A 19,249-nucleotide genomic window follows, 5' to 3' on the forward strand; every position below is an offset into this window, starting at 1 on the left:
GCGCTCCGACTGCCGACCGCCCCACTGCCTCAGACAACTACCGCACACCGCGCATCAACTGCTTCAGCCACGGCACCAGCGCAATCAGAGCCACCGTGGCGATGCCCACCATGACCGACTGCTGCAGGAAGAACACCGCCAGCGCGTCGGGGTCACTCGCCGTAAAGCCGCTGCCCAGGATTCCCGCCAGCTTGTTGCCCCACGCCATGCCGAGGAACCATACGCCCATCACCAGTCCCACCATCCGCGGCGGCGCCAGCTTGGTCATGGTGCTGAGCCCCACCGGGCTGAGGAACAACTCGCCCACCGTCTGCAGAAAGAACAGGCCGACCAGCCACAGCGGACTGACGCGCCCTTCCGCCGTAAGCATCGCAGCGGGCACCATCAGCAGGAACGAGAGCCCGAGGAAGAACAGCCCGAGCACGAACTTCACCGGACTGGTTGGCTGCCGCGTGCCGAGTCGCACCCACGCGAAGGCGAACAGCGGCGCCAGCAGAATGACGAACAGCGGATTGAGCACCTGGTACCACGCCGACGGGAACGGCCAGCCGAACACCTCGTTGCGGGTGAGGTCGAGGCCGAACAGCGCGATGGTGATGCCCGCCTGCTCGAACACCGCCCAGAAGATCATGTTGGCGATGAAAAGGACGAACGCGGCGGCAAGGTGCTTCCCTTCGAGGTCGCCGCGCATCGCGAACCACACGACGCCTGCGATCGGCACCAGCAGAAACGCAGCGCGCAGCCATTGGAACCGTGGATCGTCCGACAGCACGGTGAGGAACAGCACCGCCCCCGTGCCTGCAAGCACCATCGCCGTCGGCAGCCAGGCGCCGGCCGCCACAACGGGCTTGATGCCGACGTCGCCGAGCCGCCCCATCTGTCGCGCGAACACGATGAGGCCGATCGTCATGCCGACCCCCGCCGCGGCAAAGCCCCAGTGCCAGCTCATCGCCGGATCGAGCCCCCAGCCGCGCAAGATCTCCTGGAATGCGGGCGACTGCGCGAGATACCCGGTTACGATCGGCGCCAGCAGCCCGCCGATGTTGATGCCCATGTAGAAGATGGAAAAGCCCGCATCGCGCCGTTCATCGCCCGCCCCATAGAGCCCGCCCACCATGGCGCTGATGTTCGGCTTGAAGAGGCCCGTGCCGAGTGCCACCAGCGCCAGTCCGATGAAGAACGCCGTCTGCGTCGGGACCGCGAGCGTGAAGTGGCCGAGCGCGATGATGCTCCCGCCGATCATCACCGCCTGCCGCGAGCCCAGATACCGGTCGGCAATGAAGCCGCCGGGGATCGACAGCATGTAGACGGCCATCGTGTAGTTGCCGTAGACGCGCGCTGCATCGACGGTCGTCAATCCGAGCCCACCGGACGCGATTGGCGTGACGACGAAAAGCGTCAGCAGCGCCCGCATGCCGTAGAAGGAGAAGCGCTCCCACAGCTCGGCAAAGAACAGCGTCGACAGCCCCTGCGGCTGGCCTGCGAACGGTCCGCCCTTGAAGGTCGGAACACCAAGCCCTTGCGCCATCGCCGCTCCCACTGGGTCTATTCCCCAGGAATTTTCGCCAAAGCTAGTAAGCACGACAAGCAGTTTTGCTTGGCGCCGGCTGATTCGGGCGTAGTCTGATTGATCCGCGTCGCTTCCGACGCGCTGCGATCTTGCTGGGCGAGGGCGCATGCCTCGCACATCCTGGGGAAGGCAGCTGCGATGGTGATCAAGACGGCACTGGTAACGGCAGGACTGCTCGTTATGAGCAATCTTCCGAGCTTGGGTCAGGTGAGGAACTGGCTTACGGTGCCAGAGGTGAAGGGCGCGGTTTCGACGACGGATGTGTTGAAGTTCACCGATACATCCATCAATTTCGGGCCGCGCGCGCAGGTGCGCATATATCGGCCCGAAGGTGTCTACGAGGTGGACACGTCCTCGAACGGGCAAGCCGAGGCCGCACCAGGGCCCAGCGACGCCAATCCGAAATAGTCAGGTTCGCGTAGCAAAGGCGTCCCCGCGGGCGCCTTTGACGCTATTGTCGCCCCGTCACGATCTGTCGAGCAGCCGGCGTGCGGCCTCTTCCGGGCCGATAGCCCCGCCGAGCACTTGATCGGCGAGTGTGTCGAGCGCGGCAGGCCCACCGGCGCGCACGCGCTCGGCGACGAGATCGGAGGCCGCGCGCGCGATTAGATAGCGGGCCCGGCGACGGCGCCGCGCAATCGGTCCCGCGGCTTCGAGGTCGCGTCCGCTCGCCGCCATCGCCTCGACGAGTTCCGGCACGCCTTCGCTCGTCGTCGCGGTCGTCTTCAGCACCGGCAGCTTCTCGCGGCGCACCGCGCGAATCGACAGCGCGCCCATCAGCTGGTGCAGCGTCTGGTCGGCGCCCGGGCGGTCGCCCTTGTTGACCACCATGATGTCGGCGATCTCCAGCAGGCCCGACTTCATCGCCTGGATGTCGTCGCCAAGTCCGGGCGCCGAGATCACGACGCGCACATCGGCAACTTCCGCAACGTCGATTTCGTTCTGCCCGGTACCGACAGTCTCGAGTAGGATGACATCGCGTCCCGCCGCATCGAGCGCATCGATGATGCGCACGGCGGCGGGTGAAAGCCCGCCCAGATAGCCGCGGCTCGCGAGCGAGCGCACGAACACGCCGTCATCGTCGAGCGCGGCCGTCATACGAATGCGGTCGCCGAGGATGGCTCCCCCCGAAACCGGGCTCGACGGATCGACAGCAATGACACCGACGGTCTTGTCCTGGCGCCGCAGCTCCGCGATCACCGCGTTGACCAGCGTCGACTTGCCTGCGCCCGGCGGCCCCGTGAAGCCGACGACGAGCGCGTGTCCGAGGTGCGGCTGCATGGCCCGCAGCAGCAGCGGCGCCGCTGGCGAGAGGCGTTCCAGCTCGGTGATGACGAGGGCCGTCGCGCGGCGCTCACCAGCCCGCATCCGCGCGATGAGCGCCGCAGCTTGGGGTTCCGTCTCGATGCGCTCTCGCGCGCCTGTCGTCATTTGGCTCATGTCCGGCAGATACGCGGAAAGACGATCGGGGTGCAAGAGCGGCCTGGTGCCTCGTCCCTCGGCACCGCCTAAAACCATACCCCAGGCCACCGGTAGCGAGGCCGCAGCTCGATTGGACCCACGCCGACCATCGAGATGCGGGGGCCCTCGCTGATGTCGAGAGGCGGCATCGGCGGGGCGTCGAATGCGCTGACGCGCGCAACCCGCGGTTCGACGGCGGTCGACAGCCGCAGCATCGACGGCAGCGCCACCTTGCGCGCCGGCACCGGCGGAATCAAATCATCGAGCGGCGTGCCGGCGGAATTGTCGAGCCGGGATATCGCCGAGGCGACGCCTAGTGGATCGCCTGTCAGCAGAGCCGCCGCGCGATCGGTCTCGAACTCCTCCTTGCGCGACATCGCAAGTTGCAGTCCGGTCATGAGCGCCGGTGCCAACACCATGAGAACGACGCTCAGCCACGAGACGCGATCGCCCCCGGTCATACTGTTGAGAAGGTTGAGGGCAGCAAGCAGCAGTCCCCCGTAGTAGAGGCCTTGAGCGCAGCGCGAAATGATATCTGCGACACCGAACACGAAGAGATCGCCGCGCTGGGCGTGCGCAATCTCCCGCGCCAGCACCGCCACCACCTCGCGCATCGTCAGCCGCCGCAGCAAGCCTTCGGTCAATGCGATGGCAAATCGCTTCGATGATCCGATCGAGAACGCCGTGACGAGCAGGCTCGGCATGAGGTACAGCCGCGGCGGCGAGTGCAGCCCGGCCCGTCGCGAAAGGTCTCCGGCGATGCGATCGAACTGCGCCAGATCGCCGGCCTCGTAGGGGCGGGCCCCATAGATCCGCATTGCCGTCGTCGGCGACACGCGCCACGCCAGCAAACCTATCCCCGCCATCGCCAGCACAGCGACAATCGAAGCCGTGGAACCCAGCTGCGGCCACAGCACAAGAAACAGCAGCGCGCCGAACGCCACCAGCAGCAGGCCAGCCCGGATCACATTGGCGACCAGCGCGCCGCGCGAATGCGGCCGACTCGCAATATGCTGCAGATCGATGGTCATGCCGGTCATCAGAACCTAAAAGGCGAGCTGTTGCATGGAGTTCTTCATCGCATTCATCAATTTTGGGCTCGCCATGTGGCTGGCATGGCGCGGCGGGCCACGCCCTGCCGTGCTCGTGTTCTTCGTCGGGCTGGCCTACACGCTCGCACTCTATCTGCGTCACGCGACAGACGCGCTTCCCTTATCGTTCTGAGAGGCCGATAGCAGTGGAAATGAGCCCCCGACAAGCCGTTACCCTCAACGCCTTGGCGCTCTATGCGATTTCAGCGGTCCTGCTGGTAGCGTTCTACTGGCAGCTTACCTACGACGAGCTGCCTTGCCCGTTGTGCCTGCTCCAGCGGGTGGCGTTTGTCGCTCTCGCCGTCGGTCCGATCCTGACCATCCGTCACGGGCCGAGCCCGCATCATCTTGGGCTGGTGGTGATTGCCGCCGTCCTCGGCGCCGTCATCTCCAGCCGCCAGGTGCTCTTGCACATCCTGCCGGGCGATCCGGGCTACGGCTCGACGTTACTCGGGCTACACTTCTATTCGTGGGCGTTCGTCGCCTTCGCCGGCGCACTCATCGCCGCCGGCGTCATGCTGGTCTTTTTCCCGTTGAAGGCGGGGGAGGGAAAGCCCCCTGCAACCGGCCTGATCGAGCATGCCGCCGTCTGGCTCGTGATGGGGCTCGTCGCGCTCAACGCATTCAGCGTCCTGCTCGAATGCGGCTTCTCGGCTTGTCCGGCGAACCCCGTCCAATACCAACTTCTGGGGGGATAGGGTGCTGGCTTAGAGCTTTGCCAGCACCGCTTCCGTCGCAGCGGGGGTGGGTTCCTGATCCCACGTGTCCATGACCGCCGGAACGATCTTCTTTGCATCGTCCACGACAGTGAACCGCACATCGAGACCGGCCCGAATGAAAGTATCGGACTTCATGTGCGTCAACAGGTTGAGGAACGGCGTCCAGAACCCATCGATGTTCGCAACGACCACGGGCTTGTCGTGTCGGCCCAGCTGCACCCAAGTAAGCTGCTCGACCAGCTCCTCCAGCGTACCAACGCCGCCCGGCAGCGCCACGAACGCGCTCGACCGGTCGAACATCAGCTGCTTACGCTGGTGCATGTTTTCCGTGACGATGATCTCGTCGACGTCGCGCAGCATCGCTTCCTTCTCGACGAGAAAGCTGGGAATGATGCCGGTGACGCGCCCTCCATGCTCCAGCGTCGACCGCGCGACCTCACCCATGAGGCCGAGACTGCCGCCACCGTAGACAAGGCCGATATCGTTGCTGGCGAGTGACGCGCCCAGCTCCCGGGCTGCTTCCTTATAGGCCGGGTTGAGCCCCAGCCCCGAGCCGCAGTAGACGCACACGTTGCGCGTATCACCCGCGGCCTTCTTCTTTCCATTCAAACGCTTCTTGCTCATTCAAACTTCCGTTCTTACTCAAAAAATGGCCCCCTCGGGAGCAAGCTTAATATGGGGATCGATTGGCCATATGACAGCGGAGCCTAACCCCTCGATCAGCGTTAATTGCGACGCTGCAACGGCGCAGCGGCCGCGCGCGTTATCCCCAATTCCGAACTCGGTTTGGCGCCCCGCCGGACTTGTGCTTAATGAGACGGACAGGACAGGCGGCAACTTAGAGAACCGCCATAAACAACGGATATCCCCGCCCTAATCCGGCGTGGGATTGTCGGGGAATGCGTCATGACGGGTGTGCGTATCCTCTTCGTGCTGGCGATGTTCGGCGCGCAGGGGGCCATTGCGGCCGATACCGGGTCGCCGGGAACTTCGCCGGAATTGCGCCAGCGCGCCGAGGACCTGGCCGGCGCCGCCTCTCAGCGCTTCACCGACATTCTCGACACCGAGCACAAGACGCCTGCGACCCACGACCCCCTGGCGGCGCGCAACGCGCTAAAGCCTGCCACCGGCAGCCTGGCACCCGTCTGGGACTGGCTGACGCGATCGGCACAATCTTATGACGAGATCGTCATCGCCCAGCTCAAAGCCAAGGACGATTGGACGACGATCGTCGAGCGAGATGCAGCAACTTCTGCTCCCGCACAACAGGCAGCGCCGCAGGTCGTGCCTGAGTTGCGTGGCTGGAACGGCTTGCTGGAGTTGGTGCGCTACTGGCTCGCCCGCGCCAACAGCACGTATCGCACCGAGATCGTCACTCCGCTGCGCATGCCGTTCGGAACACCCGCCCCGAGCGCTCCATCTCCAATGACAGCCTCGGCGTCGGGTACTGGAGCCGCACAGCCCCAGCAGGCAGAAAAGCAGCAAGCGGAAGAAGCGATCAGGCGCGAGGCCGAGGCCGCCGACAAGCAACGCCGTGAAGCGGAAGCCGCCGATTCAGAGCGGCGCGCGGCAGAAGAACAACGCATTGCCGCCGCAGCCGAAGAAAAGCGCAAGGCCCAGGAAGAGGCGCGTGCTCGGCTGATCGCCGAGTCCGAAGTCAAACGCAAAGCCGCAGAGGCCGAGGCCGAGAAGGCGCGACTGGCCGCCGAAGAGCAGCGCGCCGCCGAGGAGACGGCAGCCAGACGCAAAGCCGATGAGGCAGAAGCGAAGCGCATCGCGGAGGCCGAGACTGCAGCCGCGGCCCGGCGAAAGGCAGAAGAGGACGCCAAGATCGCCGCCGCCGAAGCCGATGCTGCCGAGCGTCGTGCCGTCGCCGAGGCCGAAGCCCAGGCAAAGCGGCAAGCCGAAATCGATGCAGAGGCGACGCGGCGCATGCAGGCAGCCGCCAACGCGAAGGGTCCTTCACGCGCCGAGCAAGTGCCGGCTGCGAGGACCGCAAGTGGCCCGGTTACCGGTCCTGTGCCGCCCTTCCCGGCCGCCGTGACGCAAGAAAGCTCTGACATTGCCATAGCGCCGGCCGTTCCGGAGAAAAAGCCGAGCGCACCCGACAAGACCGCCAAGGTGGTGGCCAAATCGCGCGAGGAGATCACCGACGAAGCCGTCGAGCCGGTTGCCAAGCCGTCGAAAAAGCCGAAGGTCACGGCGGCAAAGTCGTCACGGGCAGGCAAGCATGTCTATGCCAAGAAATCGAAGCGCCGCATCGCCTTCAAAAAAGCGCCGCGCAGGCACAGGAAGCCGCATTTCGGCAGGCGCAACTGGTCGGCCGGTTCGATCGTCGTCGGTCGGCATTGCGCCTGCCGCTGCGGTCGCATCCTGCTTAAGCCGCGCAAGCACCGCTATGCGAACCGCTTAATGCATGCACCCAAGCACCGCGTAACGAGGCGCCATCGCGCCGTGCAGCACGGGGGTCACTGGGGCCGGGTTACCTATCGCCACCGCCTTCACTATATTGACTGAGGCGGGCGGCTGGTGCTGATCCGTACTTCGGGCAGCAATTCGCGAACGAGAAGCGCGGCATTGCCCGGATAACCCTCAGCCAAGCAGGTCGCATGTCTTTTACCCCCGCAATTCCGGCTGACCCGAGCGATGAACGCGAGGAGTCCCATCCGGCTGCGCGACCGAGCCACAAGGATGCCCTGCTCGGCCTTCTCCCGCTGATCTGGCCCGCCAATCGCCCCGATCTGCGTGGGCGCGTGGTGCTTGCATTCGGCGTTTTGCTGATCGCCAAGCTCATCACCGTTGCCGTGCCGATTTTCTATAAGGATGCCACCGATCTGCTGACAGCATCGGCGGCCAAAGGCACCGCAGACGCCGGTCACGGCGTCCTTCTCGGCGTTGCAATGTTGATCCTCGCCTACGGCGCCGGCCGCGTAGTGATGATGGGGCTGACGCAGATGCGCGACGTCATTTTTACCGAGGTCGGCCAGAACGCGGTGCGCCAGCTCAACAACCGTACGTTCGAGCACCTGCATCGTTTGTCGCTGCGTTTTCACCTCGAGCGGCGCACCGGCGGCCTCTCCCGCGTGATCGAGCGCGCAACGCGCGGCGTCGAGTTGATCATTCGCATGGGCATTCTCAACATCGTGCCCACGGCGCTGGAGCTTCTGCTCGTCTCCGGCATGCTGCTTTACTATTTCGACTGGCGTTATGTCGTGATCATGTACGCCACCGTCGCCGCGTACATGTGGTTCACCTTCGCTGCGAGTGAGCGGCGCATCGCCATTCGCCGCGAGATGAACGACAGTGACACCGAAGCGAACACCAAGGCGATCGACAGCCTCCTCAACTTCGAGACCGTCAAGTACTTCGGCAACGAAGGGCTGGAGGCACGGCGCTTCGACACGTCGATGGCGCGCTATGAGCAAGCCGCAATCAAGACTTTCCGCTCACTCGGCGTGCTCAACACCGGACAGATGCTGATCTTCACGGTCGGCATGACGGCGTGCATGCTGCTCGCCGCGCGCGGCATCATCGCCGGCACCCACAGCGTCGGCGAGTTCGTGATGGTCAACGCGCTGCTCATCCAGCTCTACATGCCGCTGAACTTCATGGGCATGGTCTACCGCGAGATCAAACAGGGGCTTGTCGATCTCGAAGCGATGTTCACGCTGCTTGGTGAACGTCCCGAGGTCAAGGATCGACCTGGTGCAGAGCCGCTCAGTGTCCCCAACGGAGAAATCCGCTTCGAGCACGTCAACTTTGCTTATGACGAAGCCGGGCGCCAGGTGTTGAACGACGTCAGCTTCGAAGTGCCCGCGGGCAAGATGGTCGCCATCGTCGGACCATCGGGCGCCGGCAAGTCGACCATCGCACGCATCCTTTTCCGCTTCTACGATATCTCCGGCGGCCGCGTGCTGATCGACAGCCAGGACATCCGCGAGGTGACGCAGAAAAGCTTGCGTAATGCCATCGGTGTAGTGCCCCAGGATAGTGTGCTGTTCAACGACACGATCTTCTACAACATCAAGTACGGCCGCCCCGACGCCACCGACGAGGAGGTGTACGCCGCAGCCCGGCTCGCCCAGATCGACGCTTTCATCCGCTTGCTGCCGGACGGTTACAAGACCATGGTCGGCGAGCGCGGGCTGAAGCTATCGGGCGGCGAGAAGCAGCGTGTCGCCATCGCGCGGACAATTCTCAAAGGGCCGCCAATCCTTATTCTCGACGAGGCGACGAGCGCGCTCGACAGCCACACCGAACGAGAGATCCAGGACGCCCTTGATCTGGTCGCCAAGAACCGCACCTCGCTCGTCATCGCGCATCGCCTGTCGACCATCATCCACGCCGACAACATCCTCGTTCTCGAGAAGGGACGTGTCGTCGAGCAAGGAACCCACGAGGAGCTCATTGCCAGGAGCGGCCTCTACGCAAGCCTGTGGACGCGTCAGCGTCAGGCCGAGAAGGCACGCGAGAATCTCGCTCATGTCCTCGACGACGCCGAGCGGGCAGGCGCCCTCGATGCCGAGGATGTCAGGCTGATGAGCGCGGAATAAAAAAGGGCCGGCCGCCTGGCGGGGCGACCGGCACGGGACGAACGACGATGCGGGATGCCATCGGGAGGATCGTCGTCAGTTCCGATTGAAATTCATTGCTTCACGTTCTTCAGCAGCTCTTCCCATCTCTTCTTCGCGCCGCCCGGCGCCTTGAAGGCATCGAGCTGCGCCTTGTTCGTCGGCTCGCCCGCCACGATCAGCGCCACCATGCCCATGGTGAAGTGCGGCAGGCATTTGATTCCGTAGTAGCCCGGCTTCTCGACCACGAACTCCGCGTCCTGGTTCATCTCGCCCTTGAGCAGCTCGACACCCTCGGGCCAGACATCCTTGATCGCCTCGGCGTTGTGGTTCTTGTCGACCAGCGTGAACTTCACCGTGTCTCCCGGTTCGACCTTCAGGAAGTCCGGCTCGAACAGCATGAACTTGCCCTTGCCGTTGGTGTTCTTGATCTTGATCTCGTGCTCCGCCGCCGATGACGCAGTGCTTGCAAATGCCAGTACCAGCGCCGCCATTGCGACCAGTCCAGTAACCCTCATTACGTCCTCCGCTTATTCTATACACAAGAAGTATAGAAATGTCACGCCATTCGTCAACGCGTGTTTCGTTGCCAGCTGCGGCAAACGCATTTCCTTTCGGTCCGTTAGTGCGGCGGCAGTCTCTACCGGCTAGCCTGCAAACTACGGCGAGATGACAAGGCCGTTGGGGACGGCGCGATGTGGAAGCAACTCAGGCTCGAGCTGGAAATTATCGCGCGGGAGATCGGTGGCCTCATTAACGAGGCGACGCTGCACCTCGGCAGGGCTGTCCTGCTTTTGTGGGAGTTCGTCCGCCCGGCCGTCGTCTTTGCCCTCAACATCCTCCTCGCGCTCATTCTCTTGTTCGAGGAGTGGGGTTGGGAACCGCTCTCGAACCTGCTTGCCCGCCTCGCGCGCTACCCGCTCTGGGCCAAGCTCGAGCGGTTCATCGCCGGACTGCCGCCGTATGGGGCGCTTCTGGCTCTCGCAATCCCGAGCGCCGTGCTCATTCCGGCTAAACTGCTCGGTGTCTACTTTCTCACGACTGGCCATCTGATCAGCGCCGCTGTCGTCATCTTCCTCGCCAAGATCGCCTCGACGGCGCTCATCGCCCGCATCTTCCTGCTGACGAAGCCGGCATTGATGCAGATCGGTTGGTTCGCCCGCGTTTATGGGATCTTCGTGCCGTGGCAGGAGGCGCTTTTTGCCCGCGTCCGCGCATCGTGGGCGTGGCGCTACGGCCGTGTTGTCAAATGGCGCACCAAACATGCCATGCATGAAGCGTGGCGAAAGCTCCGTCCGAGCCTGGATGAGCTTTGGTTCCGCATGCGGCCGACGGTCGATCGCATGACGCGGCGGCTGCGCGAATTCGGAAACGTTATTATGCAGCGGATTTCTGCTCTACGCCGGCCCGAAAGGCGGGACCTGCCGCCGCCCGACCTCCGTTAGCTGACGTTGAGCGGCACCTTCTCGACTGTCGTCGTGCCGCCATCGTCGAGCCAGGTCAGCGTCAGAGTTCCCGGTCCCGGCACGCGCATGAAGAACGCGATATATGGATTGGCCGCGATTCCCGATCCGAGCGTTGCCGAGAAAACGTCCTCGCCTTCGAAGCTGGCGGTGAACGTGTGAATGATGTCGCGCGGAATGATATCGCCAGCCGCATCCTTCCGGTTCCCCGTCTCCATGATGTGCGTCGCCAGCGTCTTGATCTCGATGATCTCACCGGCGTTGACGGTCTCGGGCACTTTGATGCGTGGCGGCTTCTTCATCATCGCGTGGCCCTCTAGATTCCACAGCCGCCGACTTTGACGTCGACCTTTCGACGCGCGACGAGAATGCGCCCGCCTGAAAGCTCAGCCACGGCGACAACGTCTTGCGTCTTCGCCAGCCGCATCCGGCTCGTCACCTGGGCCTTCCCCGACAAGAGCGTAAAGCGGAACGTCGCAACCTCCGCGCGCGGGTTCGCGGTCGAGAGTAGATGTACCGCCGTGACGTGATCATCCGCCGTCATCGGGCTCGCCACCGCAAGCGCCACCGGCACATAGTCGCCGTTCTCGACGCTATCCGGCAGGTCGAGCGTCAATCCGGCGTCCTGAGGCGTCGCCTTGCCGACCAGCGCGTTGAAAGCAGCATCGAAATCGGCAGACGGCGTCGCCGCCGGCTCCGCCTGCGCACCGTCGATGCTGCGCAGCAGCGCAATGAGAGCGACAGCAGCGCTGCCTTCCAGAAAAAATGTGCGACGGTCCAGCACTTGGCGCCTCTGTCCGGTCTTCTCAGCGCACCTAAGCTCAACAAAGGTTATGTTGCCGGCCGCGCTACGCGAGGGCTACGATAACGGCAACGACGGGCCGGCAACAAGGCACCAAGCAATGATCGATCGCAGGGAATTCGGACGACTCCTGGGGGGAGCGGCACTCACGGCGGCGGGCGCATCCTGGATCGGCGCGCCGGCTCTGGCCAAAGGCGAGGCGAGGATCGTCATCGTCGGCGGCGGGGCAGGGGGCGGCACCGTCGCCCGCATCCTCAAAACGGAAGCGCCAAACCTTCACGTCACCATCGTCGAAAAGCGCGACATCTACACCTCGTGCTTCAACTCGAACCACTATCTCGGCGGCTTTCGCACCTTCGCCTCGCTGCAGCACAGCTATGACGGCTTGCGAAAGCTCGGCATCGAGGTGATGAACGAGACGGCGACCGACGTCGACCCCGCTAAAAAGACCGTCAAACTCTCCGCCGGTGAGAGGCTAACCTACGATCAACTCGTTCTGTCGCCGGGCATCGATTTCAATTACGGCGCCATCGAAGGCTATTCCGCAACGGCCGCCGGGATCATGCCGCACGCATGGAAGGCCGGCCCGCAGACGCTCTTGCTGATGAAGCAGCTCGAAGCCATGGACGACGGCGGCGTCGTCATAATGGCGGTGCCGGACAACCCGTATCGCTGCCCGCCGGGCCCGTACGAGCGCGCCTGCATGATCGCGCACTACCTCAAGACGCATAAGCCGAAGTCGAAGCTGGTCATCTTCGATGCCAAGCGCATGTTCTCCAAGCAGGCCGCCTTCGAAGAAGCCTTCGACAAATACTATTCCGGCATCATCGACCTTAATCTCACCAACGAGATCGATGACTTCCGCGTCGTCCGGGTCGACCCCAAGGCTCTCGAGGTCGAGACGGCATCGGGCACGAAGCTCAAGGGCGCGGTCGTGAATATCATCCCTCCGCAGACGGCTGGCGACATCGCCATCGCCGCGGGGTGCACCGGCATCAATGGCTGGTGCCCAATCAAACCGGCGAACTTTGCTTCTGCGCTGGTGGATGGCATCCACGTCATCGGCGACGCCGCGATCGCCAACGACATGCCGAAGTCGGCCTACTCGGCAAACAGCCAAGGCAGGGTCGTTGCAGCCGATATTCTGGCAACGCTTGCCGGCGCCGAGCCGGTCGCCGCGCGCTACCGCAACACCTGCTGGTCTCTTCTCGCCGCGGATGACAGCATAAAGATTGGCGCCGACTACACCCCTGGAGAGAAGGACGGCAAGCCGCTGCTCGTCCCGCACGGGCCTTTCATGTCTCAGGCGCACGAGACAGCTGCGATGCGCCGCAAGAACTACGAAGAGGGCCTTGCCTGGTACCACGCCATCATCGCCGACGCATTCAACGATAATACCGCTTTGATGCATAAGGGTTGATCCGCGGCCAACGGCTGACACTAAAGTCTCACACGCAACATAAACGCGCTATAATCCGCGCTGCGATCGCTGGGCGCCGGTTTGCGTGCGCGTTGACAAATTGGCACATACGGCAAGCAGGCATTGAGCTTAACGCCAATGCAATGAGCTGGACGTTAGGTTGCCGTCTGAAGCGGACCTGCCCAAGTTACGAACCGCGGAGACAAAAACATGATCGAGCTCTTCTTCTGTCTGGCGCTTCTGGCTGGCACGCTCGCTCTAGGTATGTACAAGCCACCCCTGTGGGGCTGGGCTGCGGCGCTCGCACTCTCGGCGCTCACCTGGCAATCCGCTGCCGTGCATGGCTCGACCGGGCTGTTCGGCGCCATCCTCTGGATCATGGCGCTCGCCTTCGTCGCCCTCGCTATTCCTTCAATTCGCCGCGACTTCGTCAGCGCCCGCGTCCTGAAATTCGTGCGCGGGACCCTGCCGAAGGTCTCCGATACCGAGCAGCAGGCGCTCGACGCCGGCACGACTGGTTTCGACGCGGAACTTTTCTCCGGCACGCCTGACTGGAACAAGCTGCGCGCAATCGCGCCGGTCGTGTTGACTCCCGCCGAGCAAGCGTTCCTCGATGGACCGACAGAGGAGCTGTGCCGCCTCGTCAACGATTGGCAGATCCGTCACGCGCAGCGCGAGATTCCCGAGAACATCTGGGACTTCGTCAAGAAGCACGGTTTCCTGGGCATGCTGATCTCCAAGGAGCACGGCGGCCTCGGCTTCTCGGCGCAGGCGCAGTCTCTCATCATCGGCAAGATCGCCTCGCGTTCGCCCGATGTTGCCATCATCGTCATGGTGCCGAACTCGCTCGGCCCTGGCGAACTGATCGAGAAGTACGGCACCGACCAGCAGAAGCGCTATTACCTGCCGCGCCTCGCCCGCGGCGAGGAGATCCCGTGCTTTGCGCTGACCGGCCCGACGTCAGGCTCCGACGCGGCAACGATGCGCGATATCGGCACCGTCATCCGCGGCACCGACGGCAGCCCCGCCATCCGCCTGTCGTGGGACAAGCGCTACATCACCCTCGGCCCCAAAGCGACATTGCTCGGCCTCGCATTCCGCCTGTTCGATCCGGAGAATATTCTCGGCGAGGGTGAGAACCCCGGCATTACGCTGGCGCTCATTCCGACGCATCATCCTGGCGTGCAGATCGGCCGCCGCCACTTGCCCGCGGGCAATGCCTTCCCCAACGGTCCGACCACAGGCCGCGATGTCACAATCCCGGTCGAATGGATCATCGGCGGTCAGGAAATGGCCGGCCGCGGTTGGAGCATGCTGATGGAATGCCTTGCTGCCGGCCGCGCCATTTCGCTGCCGTCGACGGCGACGGCGGGGGCCAAGGCGATGCTGCGTTTCTCCAGCGCCTACGCGCGCATTCGCAAGCAGTTTGGCCTTCCCATCTCGCGCATGGAAGGCGTCGAGGAAGCGCTCGCTCGCCAGGTCGAAACAGCGTATGCGACGGAAGCGGCCAGAGCTGCTACCGCGGCCATGGTCGCGCGCGGCGAGCGCCCGTCCGTCATCTCGGCGCTGATGAAGTATCAGACCACCGAGCGTATGCGCCGTGCGGTCAACGACGCTTTCGACATCCACGGCGGCCGCGCCATCTGCGACGGCCCATCGAATTATCTGCAGGCGCCCTATCAGATGGTGCCCATCGGCGTCACCGTTGAAGGTGCCAACATCCTGACGCGCACGCTCATCACGTTCGCGCAAGGTACGCTGCGCTCGCATCCCTATCTCTATCGCGAGATCAAGGCGGCGCAGGATCCAGATCGCACGCGCGGCCTCGACGACTTCGACCGCGCCTTCGGTGAGCACGTCTCGTTCTCGGTCGCCAATGCATGCGGCGCGCTCGCGCACAATCTCACCGGCGCGATCTTCGCATCCGCACCGGAAAAGGCGTTCGATACCGCCAACTGGTACCGCCAGCTTGCCCGCTGCGCCCGCAGCTTCGCCTTCGTCGCCGACGTGACGGTAGCAACGCTCGGAGGCAGCCTCAAAACCAAGCAGAAACTCGCCGGCCGCCTCGCCGACGCACTATCTGAGCTCTACATCCTTGCTTGCGTACTGAAGCGCTACGAGGACGATGGGCGCCTCTCCAGCGACCGCGTCTTCGTCGATCTCGTCGCCATGAACGCGCTCTATCGCTTCCAGGAGGCAATGCGCGGCGTAATCGACAACTTCCCAGTCCCTGCTGCGCGCTGGGCGATGCGCCTCATCGTCTTCCCGCTTGGCGCACGCTTCCGTCCCGCACCCGACAAGCTCGGCCACCGCGCCGTGAAGACGCTCATGGAGGCGCCTGCCGTCCGCGATCGGCTCACGCGCTACATCTACGTGTCGAAAGATCCCGACGACGCGACTGGCCTGCTTGAAGTGGCCATGAAGAAGTCGATCGCCGCCGAGGAAGCCGAGAAGAAGCTCGACCGCGCCATCCGTTCCGGCCTGATCCGCCGCTATCACGGCATCGATTGGATCGGCGAGGCAATCGATAAGGGCGTCGTCACCGAGAGCGAGGGTCAGCAACTGCGCGAGCTGGAAGCGCTCGTTGCCCGCGCCATATCTGTCGATCATTTCGACGCTGCCACGTTGAAGCCCAACTATCGCGCGACCCCGGGCCCGGCGATGCACGCCAACGCACGCGGATACGGAAACGAAGCCGCCGAGTAACACAGCACGCACATCGGGCGGCCAGTTCAACACCGCGTTCGAGCCTGCGTGAGAGGAGTAGCGATGTTCAAAGCAGTTTCCCGGCCTTTGCCGAACTTGAAGGACTGGCGCTTCTCCATCGATCAGTGGGGCATTGCCTGGGCTGAGTTCGACCGTGACGGCGAAAGCCAGAATGCGCTCGGTCAGCGTCCACTCGAAGAGCTGGGCGAGATCATCGCCGAGGTCGAGAAGCGTGCACGCGACAAGCAGGTAATCGGCCTCGTCATTCTCTCCGGCAAGGAGCGTGGCTTCATCGTCGGCGCCGACATCCGCGAGTTCGCTGAACTTAAGACCGAGACCGACGTCGTCGACAAACTGCGCCCCGTGACGGGCCTCTTCGACCGCATCGAAAAGCTGCCGATCCCCGTGGTGTGCGCCATCAACGGCTTCTGCCTCGGTGGCGGTCTGGAGTTGGCGCTCGCCTGCCACTATCGTATCGCCACGCGCGATGCCGGCACCAAGCTCGGCTTCCCCGAGGTCAAGCTCGGCATCTTCCCCGGATTCAATGGAACCGTGCGGGCAATCCGCCAGGCCGGTGCGCCGGCGGCCATGACGGTGATGCTCACCGGCAAGATGATGTCGGCATCGGCCGCACGTGCCGTGGGCCTCGTCGATCAGCTCGTCGACAGCCGGGGCGCGCTCCCCTGGGCCGCGCGCAAAGCGATCTTGTCAAAGCGCAAGTCGAAACCGGCGGGCTTTGCCAAGCGCATGCTTGATGTATGGCCGGTACGCAATCTGCTCGCGCGCCGCATGCGCGATCAGTTGTCGAAGAAGGCGCGCGAAGCACACTATCCGGCGCCTTATCGCCTCATCGACCTTTACGAGACCTACGGCGGCAACGACGAAGCGATGAAGGCCGCTGAATCGCGCGCCTTCGCGCCGCTGATGGTGTCTGATCAGTCGCGTAATCTGCGCCGCGTGTTCTGGCTCTCCGAACTGCTGAAAGGGCAGGCGCCGAAGAACCTCGGCTGGCGTCCGCAGCGCGTGCACGTCATCGGCGCTGGCACCATGGGCGCGGATATCGCCGGCTGGTGCGTGGCCTCCGGAATGGAAGTGACGCTGCAAGACGTGTCGCCCGAGCAAATTGCAAAGGGCATCGCAGCGCAGGGCAAGCTCTTTGCCCGCAAGTTCAAAACCAAGGCGCAGCGCGACGCCGCCAAGGCGCGTCTGATCGCCGACCCTGCTGGCGATGGCATCCCGCGCGCCGATGTCGTCATCGAGGCAATTGTCGAGAAGCTCGACATCAAGCGCCGGGTGCTCGCCGACGTCGAAGCGCGTATGAAGCCCGGCTCGGTTGTAGCGACCAACACATCCTCGCTGCAGATCGAGGACATCGCCGCCGGCCTGGCCGATCCCGGCCGTTTGATTGGCCTGCACTTCTTCAATCCCGTGGCGCTGATGCCGCTCGTCGAAGTCGTGCGCGGCGCGCAATCGCGCGAGGACGAGGTAAAGCGCGGCGCGGCTTTCGTCGCGGCGATCGACAAGTTCCCGCTCATCACCAAGAGCGTGCCCGGCTTCCTCGTCAACCGCGTGCTGACACCGTACATGTTCGGGGCCATGAAGCGGCTGCAGGAGGGCGAGAGCAAGGAGCGCATCGACGAGGCCGCGCGCGCATTCGGCATGCCCATGGGGCCGATCGAGCTGGCCGATACCGTCGGCCTAGACGTCTGCTCCCACGTCGCCAAGATCCTCAATTACCCATCGGCCGGCTCGGCGCTCGAGCAGCTCGTTGCTGCCGGCAAGCTCGGCAAGAAGACAGGCGAGGGCTTCTACGTCTGGCAGGCCGGCAAACCGATCAGGGATCCGCGCCGCACCGATGCGGAAGAGATGGACGAACTTGGCCGCGAGCTGATCCAACCGCTGATCGACGAGGCGCAGAAGTGCCTCGACGCTGGCATCGTCGAAAATGCCGATCTGGTCGACGCGGGCGTAATCTTCGGTACCGGATTTGCGCCGTTCCGCGGTGGACCGTTGCATTACAAGGCATCAGAGAGCCCTCCAGCCCCCGCGCACGCAGCGGCGGCAGAGTAGGCAAGGGGAGATAGTCACGATGCAACGTTTCTTGAGACGCGTCGCGGTGATTGGTGGAGCCCGCATCCCCTTCTGCCGCTCGAACACGCTTTATGCCGATCTCTCAAATCTCGACCTGATGACGGGCGCGCTCAATGCACTCGTCGATCGCTACAACCTGAAGAACCAGCACATCGACGAGGTCGTCGGCGGCGCGGTCATCACGCACTCGAAGGACTTCAACCTGACGCGCGAAGCCGTGCTCGGCACGCGTCTCAAACCCTCGACGCCGGGCATCACCATGATGCAGGCGTGCGGAACCAGCCTCCAGGGCGCGCTCGGCAGCGCCGCCAAGATCGCCACGGGAGATATCGATTGCGCCATCGCCGTCGGCTCCGACACTACCTCTGACGCGCCGCTCACTGTCTCGAAGAAGTTGGCTCAACGCCTGATCAAGCTTGGCCAGCAGAAGACCTTCCTCGACAAGCTGAAGCAGTTCAAAGGCTTCTCGCCTAAAGAGATGGTTCCCAACGCGCCCGCTAATGCCGAGCCGCGCACTGGCCTGTCGATGGGCCAGCATGCTGAGCTGATGGCGCAGGAGTGGAACATCTCGCGCGCCGAGCAGGATGCCTTCGCTCTCGAAAGTCATCGCAAGGTGGCCGAGGCCTATCGCTCCGGCTACATGGACGATCTCGTCACGCCGTTCGCGGGTGTCTTCCGCGACAACAACATCCGAGCCGATGCCACAGCCGAAAAACTCGCGTCCCTCAAAACCGCTTTCGACAAGACCGAGCGCGGCACACTGACGGCGGCCAACTCGACACCCCTGACCGACGGCGCTGCCGCAGTGCTGCTGGCCTCCGAAGACTGGGCGACCAAGCACGGCCTTCCCGTGCAGGCTTACATCACCTACTCGCAGACCGCCGCGAACGACTTCGTGGGCGGCGACGGCCTGCTGATGGCCCCCACCATCGCCGTCTCGCACATGCTGGAGCGCGCTGGCCTCACACTGCAGGATTTCGACTTCTACGAGGTCCACGAGGCGTTCGCCGCACAGGTGCTGGCCACGCTCAAGGCGTTCGAAGATCCGATCTATTGCCAGGAGGTGCTTGGCCGCGCGGCGCCGATGGGCAGCATCGACCGCGCCAAGCTCAATGTGCACGGCTCATCGATCGCCGTGGGTCACCCGTTTGCGGCAACCGGCGCGCGCATCCTCGGCAACCTCGCGCACATGCTCTCGCAGCATCACGGCCGCGGTCTGATCTCGATTTGCACTGCTGGCGGCATGGGCGTCGCAGCGATTCTCGAATCGAAGGATGCCGCCGAGTTGCACCAAGCCGCCTAAGTGCTTCCGGAAAAGTGGGAACCGGTTTTCCGATCAGAAGCACGACCAAGCA

Annotated in this window: 17 protein-coding genes; 10 read left to right on the top strand and 7 right to left on the bottom strand. The window is 63.9% G+C overall.

Going from position 1 to position 19,249, the window contains the following annotated elements; genetic code table 11:
- Window positions 1-37 precede the first annotated feature (37 nt).
- Window positions 38-1,528, bottom strand: a complete 1,491-nt coding sequence (locus ACP15D_RS00440; protein ID WP_424955613.1) for a peptide MFS transporter — start codon at window positions 1,526-1,528, stop codon at window positions 38-40.
- Window positions 1,529-1,708: 180 nt separating this feature from the next.
- Here ACP15D_RS00440 and ACP15D_RS00445 point away from each other — a divergent pair, with 180 nt between their 5' ends.
- Complete coding sequence (locus ACP15D_RS00445; protein WP_424955614.1) at window positions 1,709-1,978, top strand: hypothetical protein; 270 nt, start codon at window positions 1,709-1,711, stop codon at window positions 1,976-1,978.
- A gap of 57 nt (window positions 1,979-2,035) precedes the next feature.
- Here the strand turns inward: ACP15D_RS00445 and meaB are convergent, their stop codons facing one another.
- Both meaB and ACP15D_RS00455 read right to left on the bottom strand, forming a co-directional pair.
- The gene (gene meaB / locus ACP15D_RS00450; RefSeq protein WP_424955615.1) at window positions 2,036-3,001 is read right to left on the bottom strand and encodes a methylmalonyl Co-A mutase-associated GTPase MeaB; all 966 of its coding nucleotides are present in this window, start codon (window positions 2,999-3,001) and stop codon (window positions 2,036-2,038) included.
- Window positions 3,002-3,078: 77 nt separating this feature from the next.
- A complete protein-coding gene (locus ACP15D_RS00455; RefSeq protein ID WP_424955616.1) occupies window positions 3,079-4,062 on the bottom strand; it encodes a zinc metalloprotease HtpX in 984 nt (327 codons plus the stop codon).
- A 34-nt stretch (window positions 4,063-4,096) separates the two neighbouring features.
- On the opposite strand from ACP15D_RS00455, the gene ACP15D_RS00460 reads away from it, so the two are divergent.
- Together ACP15D_RS00460 and ACP15D_RS00465 are read left to right on the top strand one after the other, a co-directional pair.
- Entirely contained in the window at window positions 4,097-4,255 is a 159-nt protein-coding gene (locus tag ACP15D_RS00460) for a DUF5993 family protein (protein WP_424955617.1), read from the top strand.
- A gap of 19 nt (window positions 4,256-4,274) precedes the next feature.
- Entirely contained in the window at window positions 4,275-4,820 is a 546-nt protein-coding gene (locus tag ACP15D_RS00465; RefSeq protein ID WP_424955618.1) for a disulfide bond formation protein B, read from the top strand.
- Window positions 4,821-4,829: 9 nt separating this feature from the next.
- Here ACP15D_RS00465 and ACP15D_RS00470 read toward each other — a convergent pair whose 3' ends face one another.
- Window positions 4,830-5,465: a TIGR00730 family Rossman fold protein gene (locus ACP15D_RS00470; protein ID WP_424955619.1), complete on the bottom strand. Its 636-nt coding sequence runs from the start codon at window positions 5,463-5,465 to the stop codon at window positions 4,830-4,832.
- Window positions 5,466-5,747: 282 nt separating this feature from the next.
- Between ACP15D_RS00470 and ACP15D_RS00475 the strand changes: the two genes are divergently transcribed.
- Both ACP15D_RS00475 and ACP15D_RS00480 read left to right on the top strand, forming a co-directional pair.
- Window positions 5,748-7,358, top strand: a complete 1,611-nt coding sequence (locus ACP15D_RS00475; protein WP_424955620.1) for a hypothetical protein — start codon at window positions 5,748-5,750, stop codon at window positions 7,356-7,358.
- 92 nt (window positions 7,359-7,450) lie between these two features.
- The gene (locus ACP15D_RS00480; RefSeq protein WP_424955621.1) at window positions 7,451-9,394 is read left to right on the top strand and encodes an ABCB family ABC transporter ATP-binding protein/permease; all 1,944 of its coding nucleotides are present in this window, start codon (window positions 7,451-7,453) and stop codon (window positions 9,392-9,394) included.
- Between the two features lie 92 nt (window positions 9,395-9,486).
- On the opposite strand, the gene ACP15D_RS00485 is transcribed toward ACP15D_RS00480, so the two are convergent.
- Window positions 9,487-9,930 (bottom strand): pseudoazurin, encoded by a 444-nt coding sequence (locus ACP15D_RS00485; protein ID WP_424955622.1) that lies wholly within the window; start codon window positions 9,928-9,930, stop codon window positions 9,487-9,489.
- Between the two features lie 177 nt (window positions 9,931-10,107).
- Here ACP15D_RS00485 and ACP15D_RS00490 point away from each other — a divergent pair, with 177 nt between their 5' ends.
- Window positions 10,108-10,857: a hypothetical protein gene (locus tag ACP15D_RS00490; RefSeq protein ID WP_424955623.1), complete on the top strand. Its 750-nt coding sequence runs from the start codon at window positions 10,108-10,110 to the stop codon at window positions 10,855-10,857.
- Here ACP15D_RS00490 and soxZ read toward each other — a convergent pair.
- Together soxZ and ACP15D_RS00500 are read right to left on the bottom strand one after the other, a co-directional pair.
- Window positions 10,854-11,180, bottom strand: a complete 327-nt coding sequence (soxZ, locus tag ACP15D_RS00495) for a thiosulfate oxidation carrier complex protein SoxZ (RefSeq protein WP_424955624.1) — start codon at window positions 11,178-11,180, stop codon at window positions 10,854-10,856. The genes ACP15D_RS00490 and soxZ overlap by 4 nt on opposite strands.
- 11 nt (window positions 11,181-11,191) lie before the next feature.
- Entirely contained in the window at window positions 11,192-11,659 is a 468-nt protein-coding gene (locus tag ACP15D_RS00500) for a thiosulfate oxidation carrier protein SoxY (protein ID WP_424955625.1), read from the bottom strand.
- Window positions 11,660-11,777: 118 nt separating this feature from the next.
- On the opposite strand from ACP15D_RS00500, the gene ACP15D_RS00505 reads away from it, so the two are divergent.
- From ACP15D_RS00505 to ACP15D_RS00520, 4 genes are all read left to right on the top strand, one after another.
- Window positions 11,778-13,097 (top strand): NAD(P)/FAD-dependent oxidoreductase, encoded by a 1,320-nt coding sequence (locus ACP15D_RS00505; protein WP_424955626.1) that lies wholly within the window; start codon window positions 11,778-11,780, stop codon window positions 13,095-13,097.
- A gap of 210 nt (window positions 13,098-13,307) precedes the next feature.
- Window positions 13,308-15,803, top strand: a complete 2,496-nt coding sequence (locus ACP15D_RS00510) for an acyl-CoA dehydrogenase (protein ID WP_424955627.1) — start codon at window positions 13,308-13,310, stop codon at window positions 15,801-15,803.
- A gap of 63 nt (window positions 15,804-15,866) precedes the next feature.
- The gene (locus ACP15D_RS00515; protein WP_424955628.1) at window positions 15,867-17,873 is read left to right on the top strand and encodes a 3-hydroxyacyl-CoA dehydrogenase NAD-binding domain-containing protein; all 2,007 of its coding nucleotides are present in this window, start codon (window positions 15,867-15,869) and stop codon (window positions 17,871-17,873) included.
- Window positions 17,874-17,892: 19 nt separating this feature from the next.
- Complete coding sequence (locus ACP15D_RS00520) at window positions 17,893-19,197, top strand: acetyl-CoA C-acetyltransferase (protein WP_424955629.1); 1,305 nt, start codon at window positions 17,893-17,895, stop codon at window positions 19,195-19,197.
- The last annotated feature ends 52 nt before the right edge of the window (window positions 19,198-19,249 follow it).

The sequence above is a fragment of the Hyphomicrobium sp. 1Nfss2.1 genome (assembly GCF_965243865.1).
Lineage (GTDB): Bacteria > Pseudomonadota > Alphaproteobacteria > Rhizobiales > Hyphomicrobiaceae > Hyphomicrobium_A.

Coding starts and splice junctions, on each gene's coding strand:
- ACP15D_RS00455 (WP_424955616.1), bottom strand. CDS start 4,062: ATGACCATCGATCTGCAGCATATTGCGAGTCGGCCGCATTCGCGCGGC.
- ACP15D_RS00465 (WP_424955618.1), top strand. CDS start 4,275: ATGAGCCCCCGACAAGCCGTTACCCTCAACGCCTTGGCGCTCTATGCG.
- ACP15D_RS00515 (WP_424955628.1), top strand. CDS start 15,867: ATGTTCAAAGCAGTTTCCCGGCCTTTGCCGAACTTGAAGGACTGGCGC.
- ACP15D_RS00440 (WP_424955613.1), bottom strand. CDS start 1,528: ATGGCGCAAGGGCTTGGTGTTCCGACCTTCAAGGGCGGACCGTTCGCA.
- ACP15D_RS00510 (WP_424955627.1), top strand. CDS start 13,308: ATGATCGAGCTCTTCTTCTGTCTGGCGCTTCTGGCTGGCACGCTCGCT.
- ACP15D_RS00475 (WP_424955620.1), top strand. CDS start 5,748: ATGACGGGTGTGCGTATCCTCTTCGTGCTGGCGATGTTCGGCGCGCAG.
- ACP15D_RS00490 (WP_424955623.1), top strand. CDS start 10,108: ATGTGGAAGCAACTCAGGCTCGAGCTGGAAATTATCGCGCGGGAGATC.
- ACP15D_RS00485 (WP_424955622.1), bottom strand. CDS start 9,930: ATGAGGGTTACTGGACTGGTCGCAATGGCGGCGCTGGTACTGGCATTT.
- ACP15D_RS00505 (WP_424955626.1), top strand. CDS start 11,778: ATGATCGATCGCAGGGAATTCGGACGACTCCTGGGGGGAGCGGCACTC.
- ACP15D_RS00520 (WP_424955629.1), top strand. CDS start 17,893: ATGCAACGTTTCTTGAGACGCGTCGCGGTGATTGGTGGAGCCCGCATC.
- ACP15D_RS00480 (WP_424955621.1), top strand. CDS start 7,451: ATGTCTTTTACCCCCGCAATTCCGGCTGACCCGAGCGATGAACGCGAG.
- ACP15D_RS00460 (WP_424955617.1), top strand. CDS start 4,097: ATGGAGTTCTTCATCGCATTCATCAATTTTGGGCTCGCCATGTGGCTG.
- ACP15D_RS00470 (WP_424955619.1), bottom strand. CDS start 5,465: ATGAGCAAGAAGCGTTTGAATGGAAAGAAGAAGGCCGCGGGTGATACG.
- ACP15D_RS00445 (WP_424955614.1), top strand. CDS start 1,709: ATGGTGATCAAGACGGCACTGGTAACGGCAGGACTGCTCGTTATGAGC.
- meaB (WP_424955615.1), bottom strand. CDS start 3,001: ATGACGACAGGCGCGCGAGAGCGCATCGAGACGGAACCCCAAGCTGCG.
- soxZ (WP_424955624.1), bottom strand. CDS start 11,180: ATGATGAAGAAGCCGCCACGCATCAAAGTGCCCGAGACCGTCAACGCC.